The sequence below is a fragment of the Demequina globuliformis genome, assembly GCF_000975155.1.
GTDB lineage: Bacteria > Actinomycetota > Actinomycetes > Actinomycetales > Demequinaceae > Demequina > Demequina globuliformis.
In genome coordinates, this window is sequence record NZ_BBRG01000001.1 from 990,496 (window position 1) to 1,004,239 (window position 13,744).

15 protein-coding genes and 1 tRNA gene are annotated in these 13,744 nt (G+C 68.0%); 8 read left to right on the plus strand and 8 right to left on the minus strand.

Going from position 1 to position 13,744, the window contains the following annotated elements:
* Nucleotides 1-80: 80 nt before the first annotated feature.
* From AOP75_RS04595 to AOP75_RS04605, 3 genes are all read right to left on the minus strand, one after another.
* On the minus strand, nt 81-1,754 hold the full coding sequence (locus tag AOP75_RS04595; RefSeq protein WP_083966696.1) for an MFS transporter: 1,674 nt from the start codon (nt 1,752-1,754) through the stop codon (nt 81-83).
* Nucleotides 1,755-1,848: 94 nt separating this feature from the next.
* Nucleotides 1,849-2,490 (minus strand): DsbA family oxidoreductase, encoded by a 642-nt coding sequence (locus AOP75_RS04600; RefSeq protein ID WP_062077130.1) that lies wholly within the window; start codon nt 2,488-2,490, stop codon nt 1,849-1,851.
* Nucleotides 2,491-2,531: 41 nt separating this feature from the next.
* Nucleotides 2,532-4,529, minus strand: a complete 1,998-nt coding sequence (locus AOP75_RS04605; protein ID WP_062077131.1) for a GMC oxidoreductase — start codon at nt 4,527-4,529, stop codon at nt 2,532-2,534.
* A 142-nt stretch (nt 4,530-4,671) separates the two neighbouring features.
* On the opposite strand from AOP75_RS04605, the gene AOP75_RS04610 reads away from it, so the two are divergent.
* The 5 genes from AOP75_RS04610 (at nt 4,672) to AOP75_RS04630 (ending at nt 7,670) form a co-directional block, all read left to right on the plus strand.
* Nucleotides 4,672-5,109 carry a hypothetical protein gene (locus tag AOP75_RS04610; protein ID WP_062077132.1) on the plus strand — a complete coding sequence of 146 codons (438 nt, stop codon included), beginning with the start codon at nt 4,672-4,674 and terminating at the stop codon, nt 5,107-5,109.
* Nucleotides 5,106-5,615, plus strand: a complete 510-nt coding sequence (locus AOP75_RS04615) for a hypothetical protein (protein ID WP_062077133.1) — start codon at nt 5,106-5,108, stop codon at nt 5,613-5,615. The genes AOP75_RS04610 and AOP75_RS04615 overlap by 4 nt, the downstream gene beginning before the upstream one ends.
* A complete protein-coding gene (locus AOP75_RS04620; protein ID WP_062077134.1) occupies nt 5,615-5,842 on the plus strand; it encodes a helix-turn-helix transcriptional regulator in 228 nt (75 codons plus the stop codon). Before AOP75_RS04615 ends, AOP75_RS04620 begins: the two co-directional genes overlap by 1 nt.
* A gap of 74 nt (nt 5,843-5,916) precedes the next feature.
* A complete protein-coding gene (locus AOP75_RS04625; protein ID WP_201774140.1) occupies nt 5,917-6,645 on the plus strand; it encodes a DUF4386 domain-containing protein in 729 nt (242 codons plus the stop codon).
* Nucleotides 6,642-7,670: an NAD(P)-dependent alcohol dehydrogenase gene (locus AOP75_RS04630; protein ID WP_062077136.1), complete on the plus strand. Its 1,029-nt coding sequence runs from the start codon at nt 6,642-6,644 to the stop codon at nt 7,668-7,670. The genes AOP75_RS04625 and AOP75_RS04630 overlap by 4 nt, the downstream gene beginning before the upstream one ends.
* On the opposite strand, the gene AOP75_RS04635 is transcribed toward AOP75_RS04630, so the two are convergent.
* Nucleotides 7,651-8,115 carry a hypothetical protein gene (locus AOP75_RS04635; RefSeq protein ID WP_062077137.1) on the minus strand — a complete coding sequence of 155 codons (465 nt, stop codon included), beginning with the start codon at nt 8,113-8,115 and terminating at the stop codon, nt 7,651-7,653. The two genes, AOP75_RS04630 and AOP75_RS04635, sit on opposite strands and share 20 nt — an antisense overlap.
* A gap of 71 nt (nt 8,116-8,186) precedes the next feature.
* Complete coding sequence (locus AOP75_RS04640; protein WP_083966836.1) at nt 8,187-8,498, minus strand: hypothetical protein; 312 nt, start codon at nt 8,496-8,498, stop codon at nt 8,187-8,189.
* Between the two features lie 203 nt (nt 8,499-8,701).
* On the opposite strand from AOP75_RS04640, the gene AOP75_RS04645 reads away from it, so the two are divergent.
* A complete protein-coding gene (locus tag AOP75_RS04645; RefSeq protein ID WP_062077139.1) occupies nt 8,702-10,030 on the plus strand; it encodes an MFS transporter in 1,329 nt (442 codons plus the stop codon).
* Nucleotides 10,031-10,175: 145 nt separating this feature from the next.
* Here AOP75_RS04645 and AOP75_RS04650 read toward each other — a convergent pair whose 3' ends face one another.
* Nucleotides 10,176-10,427 (minus strand): DUF6458 family protein, encoded by a 252-nt coding sequence (locus AOP75_RS04650; protein WP_062077140.1) that lies wholly within the window; start codon nt 10,425-10,427, stop codon nt 10,176-10,178.
* A gap of 197 nt (nt 10,428-10,624) precedes the next feature.
* Between AOP75_RS04650 and AOP75_RS04655 the strand changes: the two genes are divergently transcribed.
* On the plus strand, nt 10,625-11,536 hold the full coding sequence (locus AOP75_RS04655; RefSeq protein WP_062077141.1) for an aldose epimerase family protein: 912 nt from the start codon (nt 10,625-10,627) through the stop codon (nt 11,534-11,536).
* An 85-nt stretch (nt 11,537-11,621) separates the two neighbouring features.
* Nucleotides 11,622-11,695 (plus strand) — tRNA-Gly (locus tag AOP75_RS04660).
* Nucleotides 11,696-11,820: 125 nt separating this feature from the next.
* On the opposite strand, the gene AOP75_RS04665 is transcribed toward AOP75_RS04660, so the two are convergent.
* Entirely contained in the window at nt 11,821-12,552 is a 732-nt protein-coding gene (locus AOP75_RS04665) for a phosphatase PAP2 family protein (protein ID WP_062077142.1), read from the minus strand.
* A gap of 78 nt (nt 12,553-12,630) precedes the next feature.
* The coding region (locus AOP75_RS04670) for a glycoside hydrolase family 3 protein (RefSeq protein ID WP_161794532.1) at nt 12,631-13,744 on the minus strand (1,114 nt) is incomplete at its 5' end.

The following is a 13,744-nucleotide window of genomic DNA, read 5'->3' on the forward strand; positions in this document are numbered from 1 at the left end:
CCAGCATCGGCCCACCGAAAACTGACGGCCAGGGGCCGCAATCCAGCCAAACCCCGCCGAGTATGTTCGGCCAGGGGAAACTAGGAGCGTCGCGCCGCCTTGCGCACCAGCAGCGATCCGCCAAGGCCAACCGCGAGGAAGCCGGCAGCAACCACAAGCGACGTGCGCGTGGCGTCGGCGAATCCGTCCTCGAGGTGCTCGATCACGTCCGGAGTTTGCTCCCCGAGCGGACTGTCAGTTCCAAGAGCACGGCCTTGGCTGATGACAGAGCCGGCCGAGTCTGCCGTGGCATCGGTCAGCTGGTCCACCTGCGCCTGCGGCAAGTCCAGCGGCTCCAGGGACTGGGGCACCGTTGTGGACAGCGCCGCGGCAAGCGCCGCTCCGACCACCGCCGTGCCGAGGGCCGACCCCACCTGGCGCGCCGTGGACTGGGCGGCGGAGCCCTCGCCTGACTGTTCTGGCGGCACCTGACTGAGCGTGGTGCTCGTCAGCTGAGCGGAGGCAAATCCCAAACCAGCGCCGTAGACCACCAACACCGCCCCGAGCAGCCATGGGCTTACGCCAGCGGTGGCGACCCACGCGACCAGGAGTACGCCGATGACTTCGAGCGACAGTCCCAGAACAACCACCTGCGGCGCCCCGAAACGCGCCGCGACATGCCGTGCGGACGCGCCCGCAAAGAACGCGCCGAGCGCCATCGCCGCGAGCACATATCCGGCGCCCATGGTGGACAGTGCCAGGACATTCACGAGGAACAGCGGCAACACAAAGATGATGCCGAACTCGCCCACGGCGACGGTCATGGCCGTGAGGTTGCCCCACCGGAAGGTCGGCAGCCGGAACAACGTGAGGTCAAGCAGCGCGAGGCGCTGGGCTCGTGCTTGGCGCTTCTCATTGGCGACAAACAGCACCAGCAGCAGCGCACCCAGGACAAGCGCCACGGGCACAATCGAGACCGGGGCGGTGGCCGGCCACGTGACCGGCCCTAGGTCAAGGTCTGCGGCCGGCGTCCACCAGCCAAAGGTTTGCCCCTCGATCAGCGCAAAGACGATGGCGCCAAACCCAAGCGCGGAAGTAATCAGGCCAGCGAGGTCCCAGCCGGGCCGCATCGTCGCGACCTTGGTCTCTGGCACCCACAAGAGAGTGCCGACAATCACGAGCGCACCAATGGGCAGGTTCACGAGGAAGATCCACGGCCACGTGAAGGACGTCGTCAACCATCCGCCTGCGAGCGGCCCCAGCGCCGCGGCACCGGAGATCACGGCTCCCCAGATGCCGAACGCGGCCGCCCGGTCCTTGCCGCGGAACGTTGCGTTGACGGTCGACAGGGTTCCCGGAAGGATCGCGGTCGCACCGAGGCCCTGGACCAGGCGCCCAGCGATGAGGTTGCCGGCGCTTTCCGCGCTGGCCGCCATGAGTGAACCCGCGAGGAACAGCACGATTCCCGCTACCAGCACGCGGCGGCGCCCGAGGCGGTCGCCCAAGGAGCCGGCGGTCAGCAGGAACGCGGCAAGCACCACCGCGTAGGACGCGGACACCCATTGGGCGTCCGACAGGTCGAGCCCTAGGTCTTGGACGATGTCGGGGATCGCCACCGCGACGATGGTGCCGTCAATCACCACCAGGGACAGGGCGAGCGCAAGGACAAAAAGCGAACGCCAGCGGTTCGCGTGGGCGCGCTCGTCGACCGCGGGCTCGGCTGGCCCGGCAGCGGCATCGTCGGGTCCGGGGGTCTGGGGGGTGTCAGCGCTCACGCACCGAACCTAGCCGACACACACCGGAATTGGACGGCCAGGGGCCGCCAACGCTCCAAACCCCGCCGAGTATGTACGGCCAGGGGAAGTGGGGTTAGCCCTGGGCGGCCTGGCTCAGCAGGTCCATGTACTGCTCGGTGGCGGCGGCCCCGGGAATGGCGAAGCGCTCTCCCACCACGGTGAACGGCACGCCCGTCGCGCCCAACTGCCCCGCCTGCTCCTGGTCCGCCTGAACCACGTCGGCGAAGTCATCGCCCGCCAGCACCGCGAGCGCAGCGTCGCGGTCCATACCGGCCTGGGCCGCGGCATCGGCCAAGTCCGAGTGGCTCGCCAAGTCGAGCGCGCCGGAGAAGTGACCCAACTGAATGGCGTGGCGTACCACCAGGCCCAGGTCCTCCGCGGCGGCCACCAAGCGGTGAGCATCGGCGGTGTTGGATACCGAGCGCTCCTCGGCGAACGGCAAGCCCAACTCTTCCGCCATGCCTGCAAGCTGCTCGTGCTGCTGGTGAAGCTGCTCGGGGCTCGCGCCAAACTTCTTGCCCAAATAATCCTGCACGGACTCCGTGGTGGTGCGGTTGGGGTCGAGCTGGAAGGCGTGGGGGATGATCACGACGGGGGCGCTGATCGACTCGGCTGCCGTCACCAGGCGGGCCTCGCCGATGTAGCAGTACGGGCACACGATGTCTGCCCAGGCGTCGACGCGGACGGCGGTCATGGTCTGGTCTGTTTCAGTCACGGTGAGTCCAACGAGTGGTCGCTGCCGGGGATTCCCTCGACCTAGAAGATCGCCTCGTCGAACCCGTCATGGTCCTTGGATGCCCCCACCATGTCCGCCATGACGCGGTACGCATTGGCGATCGTGGTGAGCACGGGCGACGCGCCCCCGTTGGACACGTGCGTGGCGGCGTCAACCACCCGGACGTTGTCGTGGCCCCAGACCCTGCCGACCGGGTCAACGACGGACGTGCCGGGGTCCAGGCCCATACGCGCCGTTCCCGCCTGGAAGCGGCTCACTACTGGACCTCCGGAGCCGGTCCCCGTGTCGACGGTGACAACGTGCGCCGCGCCCGCCTCCGTGAGCCACGTCCGCGCACGCTCCACCAGGAAGGCACGGGTGCGTTCGTCCTCGGGGTGCAGCCCACCGGCGAGCACCGGCTCCGCGATGCCCCATGCATCGGTGCGGTCCGCGCTCACGGTGACCCTGGCCTCGGCTGACGGCACCTCGTGCGCGGTGCCCACGATGCGTTGCATGCGGGGCAAGAGTCGCGCGAGCCTGGGCATCAGGTCTGGTCCCGCATACGGCAACAGTTCCGCTCGTTGCAGTTGGCGAAGGGCCGATGCCGGGGTGGGCACGTAGTCGTTGGTCAGGACGCCGCCACCCACGACGCCGGGGTTGTCGTGACGGAAGTCGGCGGTCGCGATGCCCGCCCCCGGTCCGAGCAGATCACTGATCGCGTCCTCGAAGACGCCAATGGCCCCCACCTGCGCCTGGCCCTGCAGGTAGCGTCCCACCTGGTCGTGACGGTTGCCGAGACCACTCGGCTCCGCAGCGGTGCGCGTGGTCAGCAAAATGCGCGCGCTCTCGACCGCTCCGGCGGCGATGACGACCTCGTCGGCGTCGATGCGTCGTTCCCATAGCCCATCGGCGTCGATGCCGCGCACCAATGCACCGGTCACCTCGCCCGCCGCATTCGTGGTCAGTTCCGCCACGCGCGCCCCCAAGACAAAACTCGCGAGTCCAGTGCGAGCCGCGCGCCACAGCGTGGTGTTCTGCGAGCCCGCCTTGGCACCTACAGGGCACGCGAAACCCAAGCACTGGGAGCACCGCACACACGCGGCCCGTCCGCGGTAGGGCTCGGAATTGACCAACATGGGCACGGGCAGCGTGCGCCAGCCCAACGCATCCGCTCCCGCGACCAGGGTCGCTGCCGGCCGCGTGCGCGGCAGGGGCGGCAGCGGGTACGGCACCGATCGGTGCCCCTCGGTATCGCGCGGGCCAGGAGCGCCGCTCACGCCCCACTCAAACTCGGCGTGCGCGTAGTACGGCTCCATGTCCTCGTAGGACACCGGCCAGTCGGCGAGCCCTGAGCCCGCGGGAGCGCCGTACGTGGAGGCCATGCGGAAGTCCTGGGGAGCGAACCGCCACGCCTGCGCCCCGTACACGCGGGTGCCACCTCCCAAGCCAAAGGCACTCGCGCCCCATCGGGGGTCCGCCGGCCCCACGGTGTCCTCGACGTCGTCGCCTGGCACCACCCGCGCGTGCGTGGATGGAGAGCGGAGGTGGTCGCGCGCGAGTTCCCCTGTGGGCGGGGCGCCGCCCCGCTCAATGACGAGCACTGACCGGCCCGCCTCCGTGAGTTCCTGTGCCGCGACGCCACCGCCGGCGCCGGATCCCACCACGATCGCGTCGTAGCGCACCTGGAGCTCGCGGCGCGTGACGACGGCGGCGAGCACCTCATCCGGCATGTCGGAGCCTTCCGGCATTGCCGTCGCCGCCGGGGCCCACCCCAGCGCGCGCCACGCACTTGGCTGCGTCACGGTGACCTGGCCCACCAGGCCGGCGAACCACCGCACATCCCGGTCATCGCCATGCGTGACGAGTTCCTCGGGTGACATGCGCTGCGCGAGCCTTCCGAGCCGTTCGGCCCAGTGCGGATGGTCGTGGTCCAACACCATCCGCAGCCGCCGCTGCACCTCCTGCGCGTCAGCGGACGGCCACGCCCCCGCCGGCAGGACGGCGCTCGCCCATCTGGCGAGGTCGGCGTCGACTGTCATGGGTCCAGCCTAGGACCCGCAGGTGTCCACCCTGTTTCGCGTCCTCGCGCTCGCAATGTCAAGAACTCTTGACATCAGTGCAACCGCGACTTACCGTTGCCATGTCAAAGATTCTTAACATGCGTCCACGGAGGGTGACGACATGACCCACGACATGTCATTTGAGGAACGGCAGACCGCCGCAGGGCTCGCGGTCGGCATTGTCGCCGTGACCGCCTACGTCGCGATCATCGCCGCCAGGTCGCTCACCGACGACGTCGCGCTGTCCGAGGTTGCCTGGCAGGGCCCACTGCTCGCCTGCGTGGGCGTAGGCGCCGCCGTCTATGCGCTCATCTACGTGTCGATGCGCCTGCGTCAACGTGGCGAAACCCTGGTCGATGAACGCGACGAGCGCATCCGCTCCATCGGCGAAGAAGCGGGCGCCTCTCTCACCGGCATCGCGGTCCTCGCCGCGCTGATCATGCTCGCCCTCGACGTCGACACCTTCTGGGTCGCGAACGTCCTCCTTGTGCTCTCCTTCGCCGGAGCCGTCTTGCAGTCCGCCACCGTCCTCGGTGCCTACCGCGGAGGTGCCGCATGAACGCCACCTGTGATCCGGCATCGGCCGGGCCTGTCCCAGACGACTCCCCCGAGCCTATGACCGTCGCCGAACGCGGCGTGTGGATCTTCCTCATCACCAACATCACCGCCGCTGTCGCGTACGCGATCGTGGTGGTGCCGCGGGCGCTGTCCCAGCCCATCGACGAGGTCTCATGGGTTGTCCCCATGCTGTGGGCCATTGGCCTTCAAATCGTCGGCACGATCGTGGGCTCCATCGTCGCCGCCATTGGGTCCGCCCTTGGCCTCGCCCTGCGCGGCAGGAGCCCCGAGGTCGAGCTGGCATCCGACGAGCGCGACAAGGACATTGAGCGCTACGGCTCACGCATGACCCAAGGCGTGCTGGGCGCCGGCACGCTCGTCACGCTCGTGCTCGCCATGCTGGACGCAGACACCTTCTGGATCGGCAACGCGGTCTTCGCCTTCGGAGTGGTCAGCGGAGTCGTCGAGGCTGTCGTCAAGATCCGTGCCTACCGGTGGGGCCTGTAATGGTCCGTTCCACCCGTGTCACCAACGCCATCAGGCAACTGCGCGCTGAGCGCGGAGACCTGACACAGGCGGAGCTGGCCGCGCGCATCGGCGTGACCCGCCAAACGGTGATCGCCATCGAACAGGGGCGCTACTCGCCGTCCCTTGAGATGGCCTTCCAGATCGCGCACGCGCTCGGGGTGCCGCTCGATCAGGTGTTCCAGTACCCCGAGCCAGACACCCACTAGTTCACCCCAGCGTTGGGCCCGCGCCACCCGGGCTGATGCTCGCGCGCCCCCACGCCCCTGACAAAGGAGTCATTGTGACCACCACCGCCACCGTCCGCACCGCACGCGCGACCGGACTCGCCTACCTCGGCCTTGCCCTCACCGGCATGGCGGGGTTCCTCGTCGTTCGTCCTCAGCTGTTCACACCGTCCCCGAATGAGACGCTCGACAACCTCGCCACCCACCCGTCGCTCGCAGCGACCGCCGTCGCGCTTGAGATGGCCATCGTGATCACGCAGGCGCTCGCCGCCGTATGGTTCTACCGCCTGCTACGTGACATCCGCCCGGTCGCGGCGTTCGCGACCGCCGCCTTTGGCCTCGTGAACGCCGTCGCGATCATGACCTCCGGGATCTTCATGGCGACCGCAGCCGCGGTAGCGGCCGACCCCGGCATCGTGGAAGGGGCAAGCGCCACCGCCGCCGTGGGTCTCCTCACGCACCTGAGCGGAGCGTCGTGGGGACTGGGCGCACTGTTCTTTGGACTGTGGCTCATCCCCATGGGCTGGGCAGCGATCACCACGGACCGCTTCCCTGCGGCTTTGGGATGGGTGCTCATCGTCGGCGGCGTCGGCTACGTGGGATCTGCGCTGCTGGGCTGGGGAGTGGCGAGTGCGCCCAGCTGGCTCGTCGAGGGACTCGCGTTCCCGGCCACCGTAGGTGAGTTCTGGATGATCATCTACCTGCTCACCGTGGGCATCCGCGCACCCCACGCGACGCCCGCGAGCGCGCCAGCCACCACCACACACGTGGGGCAGCCATCATGACCGGCGCATTCACGACCGGCGCGCCCATGATGGCGGCCATGCAGCGTCGCTACGGCGGCCCCGACGTCATCACCGTGGGTCCCGCGCCGGTGCCTCCGCCTGGACCCCGCGAGGTGCTGCTCCGCGTGCACGCCTCGGCCCTCAATCCCGCCGACGTGTTCATGATGACCGGCAAACCCGGCCTGGTGCGGCTGACGGGAGGACTGACGCGCCCGCGCCAAGGTGTGCGCGGCTCCGACGTCGCGGGCGAGGTGGTCGCGGTGGGCGCCCAGGCCTCGCCATGGGCGGTGGGAGACCGAGTGTTCGGGGAAGGCGTAGGCACGCTCGCTGAGTTCGCCCCGGCACGCGCCGACCGCCTTGCCGCGCTGCCCCCGGCGGTCCCTGCTCGCGACGGCGCGGCCACCGTCATGGCGGGCCTTGCCGCGCTGCACGCCCTACGGCACGCGGGCCTCGAGGCGCTCGGGGAGACCGGCGCGCCCGCCACGGGGTCGCGCGTGCTGGTGATTGGCGCCGCGGGCGGAATCGGCTCGTTTGCGGTGCAGCTCGCGGCCCGCGGGGGCTCGGATGTGACGGGGGTGTGTTCCGCCTCTGGGGCCGATGCCGTGATGGGCCTAGGCGCCCAGCGCACCGTGGACTACGCGACCGAGGACGTGCTCGCACTCGACGGGCCCTTTGACCTGATCCTCGACAACGTTGGCGCTGTGCCCATGCTGGCCCTTGAACGCCTCGTCGCCCCAGGGGGCACGCTCATTCCCAATGCGGGGATCGATGGCGCCGACGGCGGGGCGCTGGCACGGGTCGCCAAGGCCGCCTGGCACGGCAAAGTGCGCCGGCGGCGCATCAGCACCTTCTACTCGGCCCCCAACGCCAAGGACCTTGCACTGCTCGCGCAGTGTGTGGCCGACGGACGCCTCACCCCACTGGTGGACTCCACGTGGCCACTGGCCCAGGCATCGGCCGCCCTCCAGCGTGTGGCCGCAGGCCACGCTCACGGAAAGGTGATCGTCACGCCGTCGGCGCCGTAACTCGGCGGTATCCCAACCCGGCCAGCAGCGCGAGCCCTGCCGCACACGCGAAGATCACGACCGCGAGCGCGCTGAGCTCCGCCACTCCCACGACCGCCACGGCAACGACGGCGACGGCTGCGGCGATGCCCGCTACTGCGAAGGTCTCAGTCGCGGCGGCCATGGCAAGCATGGGCAGGGCGAGCCATTCGGTCGACGGCGCCTGGGTGAGAAGGATCAACCACAAGAACGCGAGGAACCCCCACCAGGCGCCGCGCGAGCGCTTGCGCATGGCGAGGCCGCCTGCAGAGAACACGCCCATGAACAACACCGTCGCGAGCACCACGCCCAGCGGGGCCCCGCCGAGGTGCTGCCACGCTCCGACAATGCCGACGGCACCTGCCACGAAGACGGCGACGACCAACAGGGTGCGCAACATCAGGGCCAGGCGGGAAGACGACTGCATGCCTCTATTGTCCCAGGGCCCGGAAGGGCTCCGGTCCGGCTGAGCCTTCGCTGGCGCGTAGGGGCCGCCCGTTAGGCGCGCGGCTCCTGCGCTACGGCAATGTCGATCGAATAGTCAGTGCCGTCCACTTCCGTGAAGGTGACGTCTGTGTCGTAGATGGTGGGGTCGTCCTCGGTCGACAGCGCGCACACCACAGTGTTGTCGACCACCAGGTCGATGGGCTCCTCACCGCAGTCGATGACGGGGCGGATCCCGAACTGCTCTTCGAGGGTGTCCTCCACGGTGGTCGCGATGGACTCCGGGCTCGCCGTCAGGTTGACGGAACAGGCCGCAAGCGCTGCGGCGCTCGCGGCGATGAGTGCGGCTAGTCGGACGTGCTTCATGGGCTCTCCGTTCGTGATGTCCACGGCCGTTCGTGCGGTGCACGGCGGTCGGAAAGCGCATGCCTCCCCCGCGGCCGCCCCCATCCTGTCGGAATTGTCAGGCCGGTGCCACCAACCCAGGGCGAACGGTCGGCTCGGAACCATTCGAGTCCGGAGTCGACGTAAGTTAGTGTCATGCCCCTTTCCCGACGCCTTGGCCTGCGATGAGCCGCACGTTCGCGTCGCTGGGCTACTACAACTACCGGCTGTGGTTCGCTGGCGCGCTGGTGTCGAACGTCGGCACCTGGATGCAGCGCGTGGCCCAGGACTGGCTTGTCCTCACCCACCTCACGGACGACTCCGGCGTGGCGGTCGGCATCACCACAGCCCTGCAATTCCTGCCGTTCCTGCTGTTGGGACCGTGGGCCGGCGTCATCGCCGACCGCGTTGACCAGCGCAAGCTGCTGATCCTGACGCAGACCGCCGCCGGAGCATTGGGACTGGGCCTGGGAGCCCTGGTTCTCACCGGCAACGCCACACTGTGGCAGGTCTACGCGTTCGCCTTTGCGCTGGGCGTGGTGGGCGCGATCGACACGCCTGCCCGTCAGACGTACGTGGCCGCACTGGTTCCCCCGGACGGGCTTTCCAATGCGGTGGGCCTGAACGCCACGGCGTTCAACGGAGCCCGGCTCATTGGCCCCGCCATCGCTGGCCTCACCGTGGCGTGGGTGGGAATCGGCTGGGTCTTCATCATCAACGGGCTCACCTTTGTCGCCACGGTGTTGTCACTGATGGCGATGCGCAAGAGCGAGTTGTGGCACATGGACCGCGCACCGCGTGAACCGGGGCAGGTCAAAGAGGGGCTGCGCTACGTGCGGGGTAGACCCGAGGTCATCGTGGTGATGATCGTCGTCTCCACGGTCGCCGCGTTTGGCCTCAACTTCCAAATGACGAGCGCGCTGATGGCACGCGTGGCGTTCGGGCTGGGCCCCGAGGACTATGGCCTGATGGGCTCCGTGCTCGCCATCGGATCACTCACCGGCGCGCTCGCGGCCGCGCGCCGTAAGCACATTCGCTTGCGCCTTCCGCTGGGGGCCGCGTTGCTGTTCGGAGTCTCGAGCGCCGTCATGGCCGCCATGCCCACCTACGAGCTGTACATGGTGGCGTCCGTCGCCGTGGGCTTCAGCGCGCTCACCATGTTGACGAGTGCGAACGCGCTCATCCAGACAACGACGGAGCCTCGCATGCGCGGCCGCGTGATGGCGCTGTACTCGATGATCCTCATGGGATCTACGCCGATTGGGTCGCCCATCGTGGGCTGGATTGGCGAGGAAATTGGGCCGCGCTGGGCGATCGGAGTGGGTGCGATCGCCGCCATTGTGGTGTCCATTGGCGCCTCCATGTGGGCCGTGCGCTACTGGAACATGGAGATCACGTACCACCGGCATCGGCCCCACTTCGTGGCGAACTACCCCAGCCAGGAGCGCACCCGGGACGACGCCCTCCTGCGCCTGCGCGCCCAAAGCGTGGAGGACGCCTCCAACCAGCCCTAGCCCCTTGTCCCCCCTCTGTTCGTGCAACTGAGTGCCGATTTCCGAGGTTAAACCGGCACTGAGATGCACGAACGAGAGGTACACGGAGCCGGGAACGACGAAGGCGCCGAACCCGTGCGGGTCCGGCGCCTTCGTAGCGAGGGGTTTAGCGGTCGGCGGCGTCGTTGTGGGGACGCTCGGTCACGTTGTGGTGGTCAACGTGCTCCTCAGACACGGTGGTGTGCGTCGTGTTGCGACGCTGACCGTTGACGATCAGGGACACGATGATGCCCACGGCACCCGCTCCCATGAGGATCCAGCCCACCATCACCAAGTTGACGGCGTCGACGGTCTCGTTCAACGCGAAAGCCAGGATTGCACCCAGGGCGATCAGGAAAATACCGGAACCGATTGCCATAGCTCTTGCTCCTCCCATTAGGGGTAACACCGCTGCCGCCTGCACAGGCGTCGAGGGGACCCTCCCCGCAGCGATGCTCACGTGAAAGGAACAGGCACCGTGCTGTCAGATATTCCATCCCCGCACGACAGCGGCCTATGTGAACGTTCAAGACGTGTCGCCGCGCTGGGGTCGAAGCGATACGACACAATGAACGCATGACAGACACGGTGACGATCGAGAACGAGCGCTGGCGCATTGTCTTGCTGCCAGGCATGGGAGGGGCGCTCGGGCGCGGCCAAGCCCTGGTGGGCGAGGAGTGGGCAGACGTCCTGCGCCCTACGCCCGTGGATGCCGAAGTGCCGAACCACACGTCCTCCTATCCGCTCGTCCCCTGGTCCAACCGCATTCGCGACGGCCTCCTGCGATTCAACGGGCGCCGGTACCAACTGCGTCAGAACTGGCCCGACGGCACCGCCATCCACGGCGCGGGCTGGGACTTCCCGTGGACAGTCGTCGACGAATCGCTCACCCACGTCACGCTCGAGTTCATCTCTCATGACGTGTACGGCGTGAACTGGCCCTGGCCTTTCACGGCCCGCTTCACCTACGCGCTCAATGGCGATGACTTCACGTGGACGTACTCGATCACCAACGACGCGCACGAGACCTTCCCGGCCGGGTTTGGTCACCACCCCTACTTCCAGCGGACCGTCGCCGGCTCCACGGATGCCCACCTGCAGGTCGCCGCCGAACGCGCCTACGAGTTGGTCGACTGCATGCCCACCGCAGCCGCCGGCGAGATCAGGCCCGCCGCGGACTTCCGCGACAAGCGCGACATTGGGCACACGTTTGTGGACGACTGCTTCACGGGCCGCACCGGCGAGCACCTGGCAACCATCGAGTGGCCCGGCGCCCTGCGCCTGGACTTCACCGCAGACGCCGCCCTGGAACACGCCGTGCTGTACATCCCGCCGGGCCGCGACTACTTCGCGTTCGAGCCCGTGTCCAACGCCAACGACGCCTTCAACCTCGATGAAGACGGCATCGACGGCACTGGCTTGTTCCTGCTGCAGCCCGGAGAGACTCGGTCAGCCTCGTTCACGATCAAGGCGACGTCGCTTCGCTGAGATCCGGGGCCGCGGGCCACGGCTGTGGACGGCACGCGGCTGAGGCCCGCTAGTATGGGCTGAGCGTCGCTCGTTGAGCGGCCGCGCGGGTGTAGTTCAATGGTAGAACTTCAGCTTCCCAAGCTGATAGCGCGGGTTCGATTCCCGTCACCCGCTCCATTCAGGAAGGCGCGGCACCGCCGCCCCCATCACGCCAAATGGAACCATTTCGCTGTTTTACGTTGCTATAACAGCGAAATGGTTCCATTTGGCGAAGGGGGGAGGCGCGAGGGGCCTAGCCAGAACTACTCCGCAGAGTCAGATTGCGTTCCACGCCCACGGAACAGCGGCTTGCCGCGGTCCTTCTCGAGTAGCGGCGCGAACGCGAACCACATCAGCGCGACGAACGATGCGCCCGCAATGAGGCCGGCGATGGTGTCGGACAGGAAGTGAGCGTTGATGAGCGTGCGCTGCCACGCCATCCCCACAGCGAGCAGGGCACCCACCATCCACCACCACGTGCGCAGCGCCACCGGAATCAAGGCGGCAACCGCGACCACGAACGCGCCCATCGTCACCGAGTGACCCGAGGGGAACGAGCCGTGGTCGGTGTGGAACAGCGGGCCAAACAGCCCGTTTGCCTCGTCAGCGGCGGGCCGCTCACGGTCGACGGTGTGCTTGATGGCCTGCGACGCGACCAGCGCCGAACCCATGATCGACGAAATCCAGAACAGCGCGGTGCGCCAGCGCCTCACGATGCACAGCCCGAGCGGCCACAGGAGCATCAGGAAGATCGCACCCACGCCCTCGCCGAAGTACTGGAAGAACATGGGAATCGGGCCGTCGGCCTCGTCGAGGCTGGACGCTCCCGCGATCTCACGCCACCAGTCGTCGAGCCCCTGCGTGAGGGGGCGGTCCGCGAAGATGATCATGGTCGCGGCGAGGACCAGGACGGAGCCCAGCCCCGCGATTCCGAGCCAGAGCGCGAGCCTGGGGCGGGTGGAGGCGGTGGTCGCCTCGGTGGTTGCAGTGGTCATCGTTGACCTTTCTGTGGGGTGAACAGGGCCGATGCCGGGGTGAGGCCCGTGCGGACCTCACCCCGGCATCAGTAGGTGTTAGGACATGGAGGGTGTTTGCGCCACCGAGTAGAGGATCGTGTGCACGCGGTCACGCAGAGCCTCACCCAAGCCGACGGGATCGTCGTCAACGGCCGACTTCATGGTGTTGGCCGTTGCCGTGGTGAGCACCGCGAGCATCCAGTCGTTGCCGCCGCGGGCAGCGAGCTCGGGGTTCATCCATCCGCCAAGCACGGCGTCGGTGCTGACGAAGCCGTCGAAGCCCCACTCACCGCGCAGGACCTCCTGAAGCAGGTCCTCGTTGCCGCCGGCCCAGTTGCCGCCCAGGTTGATGAACGAGCTCATGGCACCGGACGGGTTGGCGTCCTTGACCGAGATCTCGAAGGGCTCGAGGTAGAGCTCGCGCAGCGCCTGCTCGGAGGCGAAGACGTTGATTCCCGAGCGGGCGTTGACCTCCTGGTCGTTCAGCACAAAGTGCTTGATCGTGGTCAGCACGCCGTTGTCTTCCGAGCCGGAGACCATCGCCGCTGCCATCTTTCCGGTGAGGTACGGGTCCTCGGAGAAGTACTCGAAGTCACGGCCACCCATCGCGGTGCGGTGAAGGTTCATGCCGGGCGCGTACCAGACGTCCACGCCGTAAGCGAGGGCCTCACCGGCCACCGACTCACCCAGCGCGTAAGCAAGCTCGTCGTTCCAGGTCGATCCGACCACGGCCTCGTTCGGGTAAGCCGCGGAGGTGAGCTCCGAGAACAGCGAGTTGAGGCCAGCGGGGCTGTCGAGCATCGTGATCGAGGGGATGCCGAGGCGGTCGATCTCGAGCGAGGAGTAGGCGCCCTGCGAGAACAGGTCAACCTGCTCGTCCAGCGTGAGCTGGTCGAGGAACGCGTCCCACTGCGGGTCGTCGTAGGCCACGCCCACCATGTCAGCAAGCTGCAGGCCGTTCTCCGCCCCATAGGTTGGCGCGTCGCCTTCCACGGGCTCGAAGGTCGGGTTCATCTGTGCCAGGACCTCGTCCGAGGCTTCCTCGGTACCGTCCGGTGCGGTCGGGTATGTGCCGTCCCAGTCGCTGCGCGACAGGAAGGTCAGGTCGCCCTCGACGTAGTCGAAGCGGTTCTCGTAGGTAGTGCCGGTGTCGGCGTCCGCCGCGTAGACC

Excerpts from the sequence above, each read along its gene's own strand:
- AOP75_RS04620 (WP_062077134.1), top strand. The coding sequence starts at position 5,615 with ATGGTCCGTTCCACCCGTGTCACCAACGCCATCAGGCAACTGCGCGCT.
- AOP75_RS04615 (WP_062077133.1), top strand. The coding sequence starts at position 5,106 with ATGAACGCCACCTGTGATCCGGCATCGGCCGGGCCTGTCCCAGACGAC.
- AOP75_RS04605 (WP_062077131.1), bottom strand. The coding sequence starts at position 4,529 with ATGACAGTCGACGCCGACCTCGCCAGATGGGCGAGCGCCGTCCTGCCG.
- AOP75_RS04655 (WP_062077141.1), top strand. The coding sequence starts at position 10,625 with ATGACAGACACGGTGACGATCGAGAACGAGCGCTGGCGCATTGTCTTG.
- AOP75_RS04635 (WP_062077137.1), bottom strand. The coding sequence starts at position 8,115 with ATGCAGTCGTCTTCCCGCCTGGCCCTGATGTTGCGCACCCTGTTGGTC.
- AOP75_RS04640 (WP_083966836.1), bottom strand. The coding sequence starts at position 8,498 with ATGAAGCACGTCCGACTAGCCGCACTCATCGCCGCGAGCGCCGCAGCG.
- AOP75_RS04645 (WP_062077139.1), top strand. The coding sequence starts at position 8,702 with ATGAGCCGCACGTTCGCGTCGCTGGGCTACTACAACTACCGGCTGTGG.
- AOP75_RS04650 (WP_062077140.1), bottom strand. The coding sequence starts at position 10,427 with ATGGCAATCGGTTCCGGTATTTTCCTGATCGCCCTGGGTGCAATCCTG.
- AOP75_RS04630 (WP_062077136.1), top strand. The coding sequence starts at position 6,642 with ATGACCGGCGCATTCACGACCGGCGCGCCCATGATGGCGGCCATGCAG.
- AOP75_RS04610 (WP_062077132.1), top strand. The coding sequence starts at position 4,672 with ATGACCCACGACATGTCATTTGAGGAACGGCAGACCGCCGCAGGGCTC.
- AOP75_RS04665 (WP_062077142.1), bottom strand. The coding sequence starts at position 12,552 with ATGACCACTGCAACCACCGAGGCGACCACCGCCTCCACCCGCCCCAGG.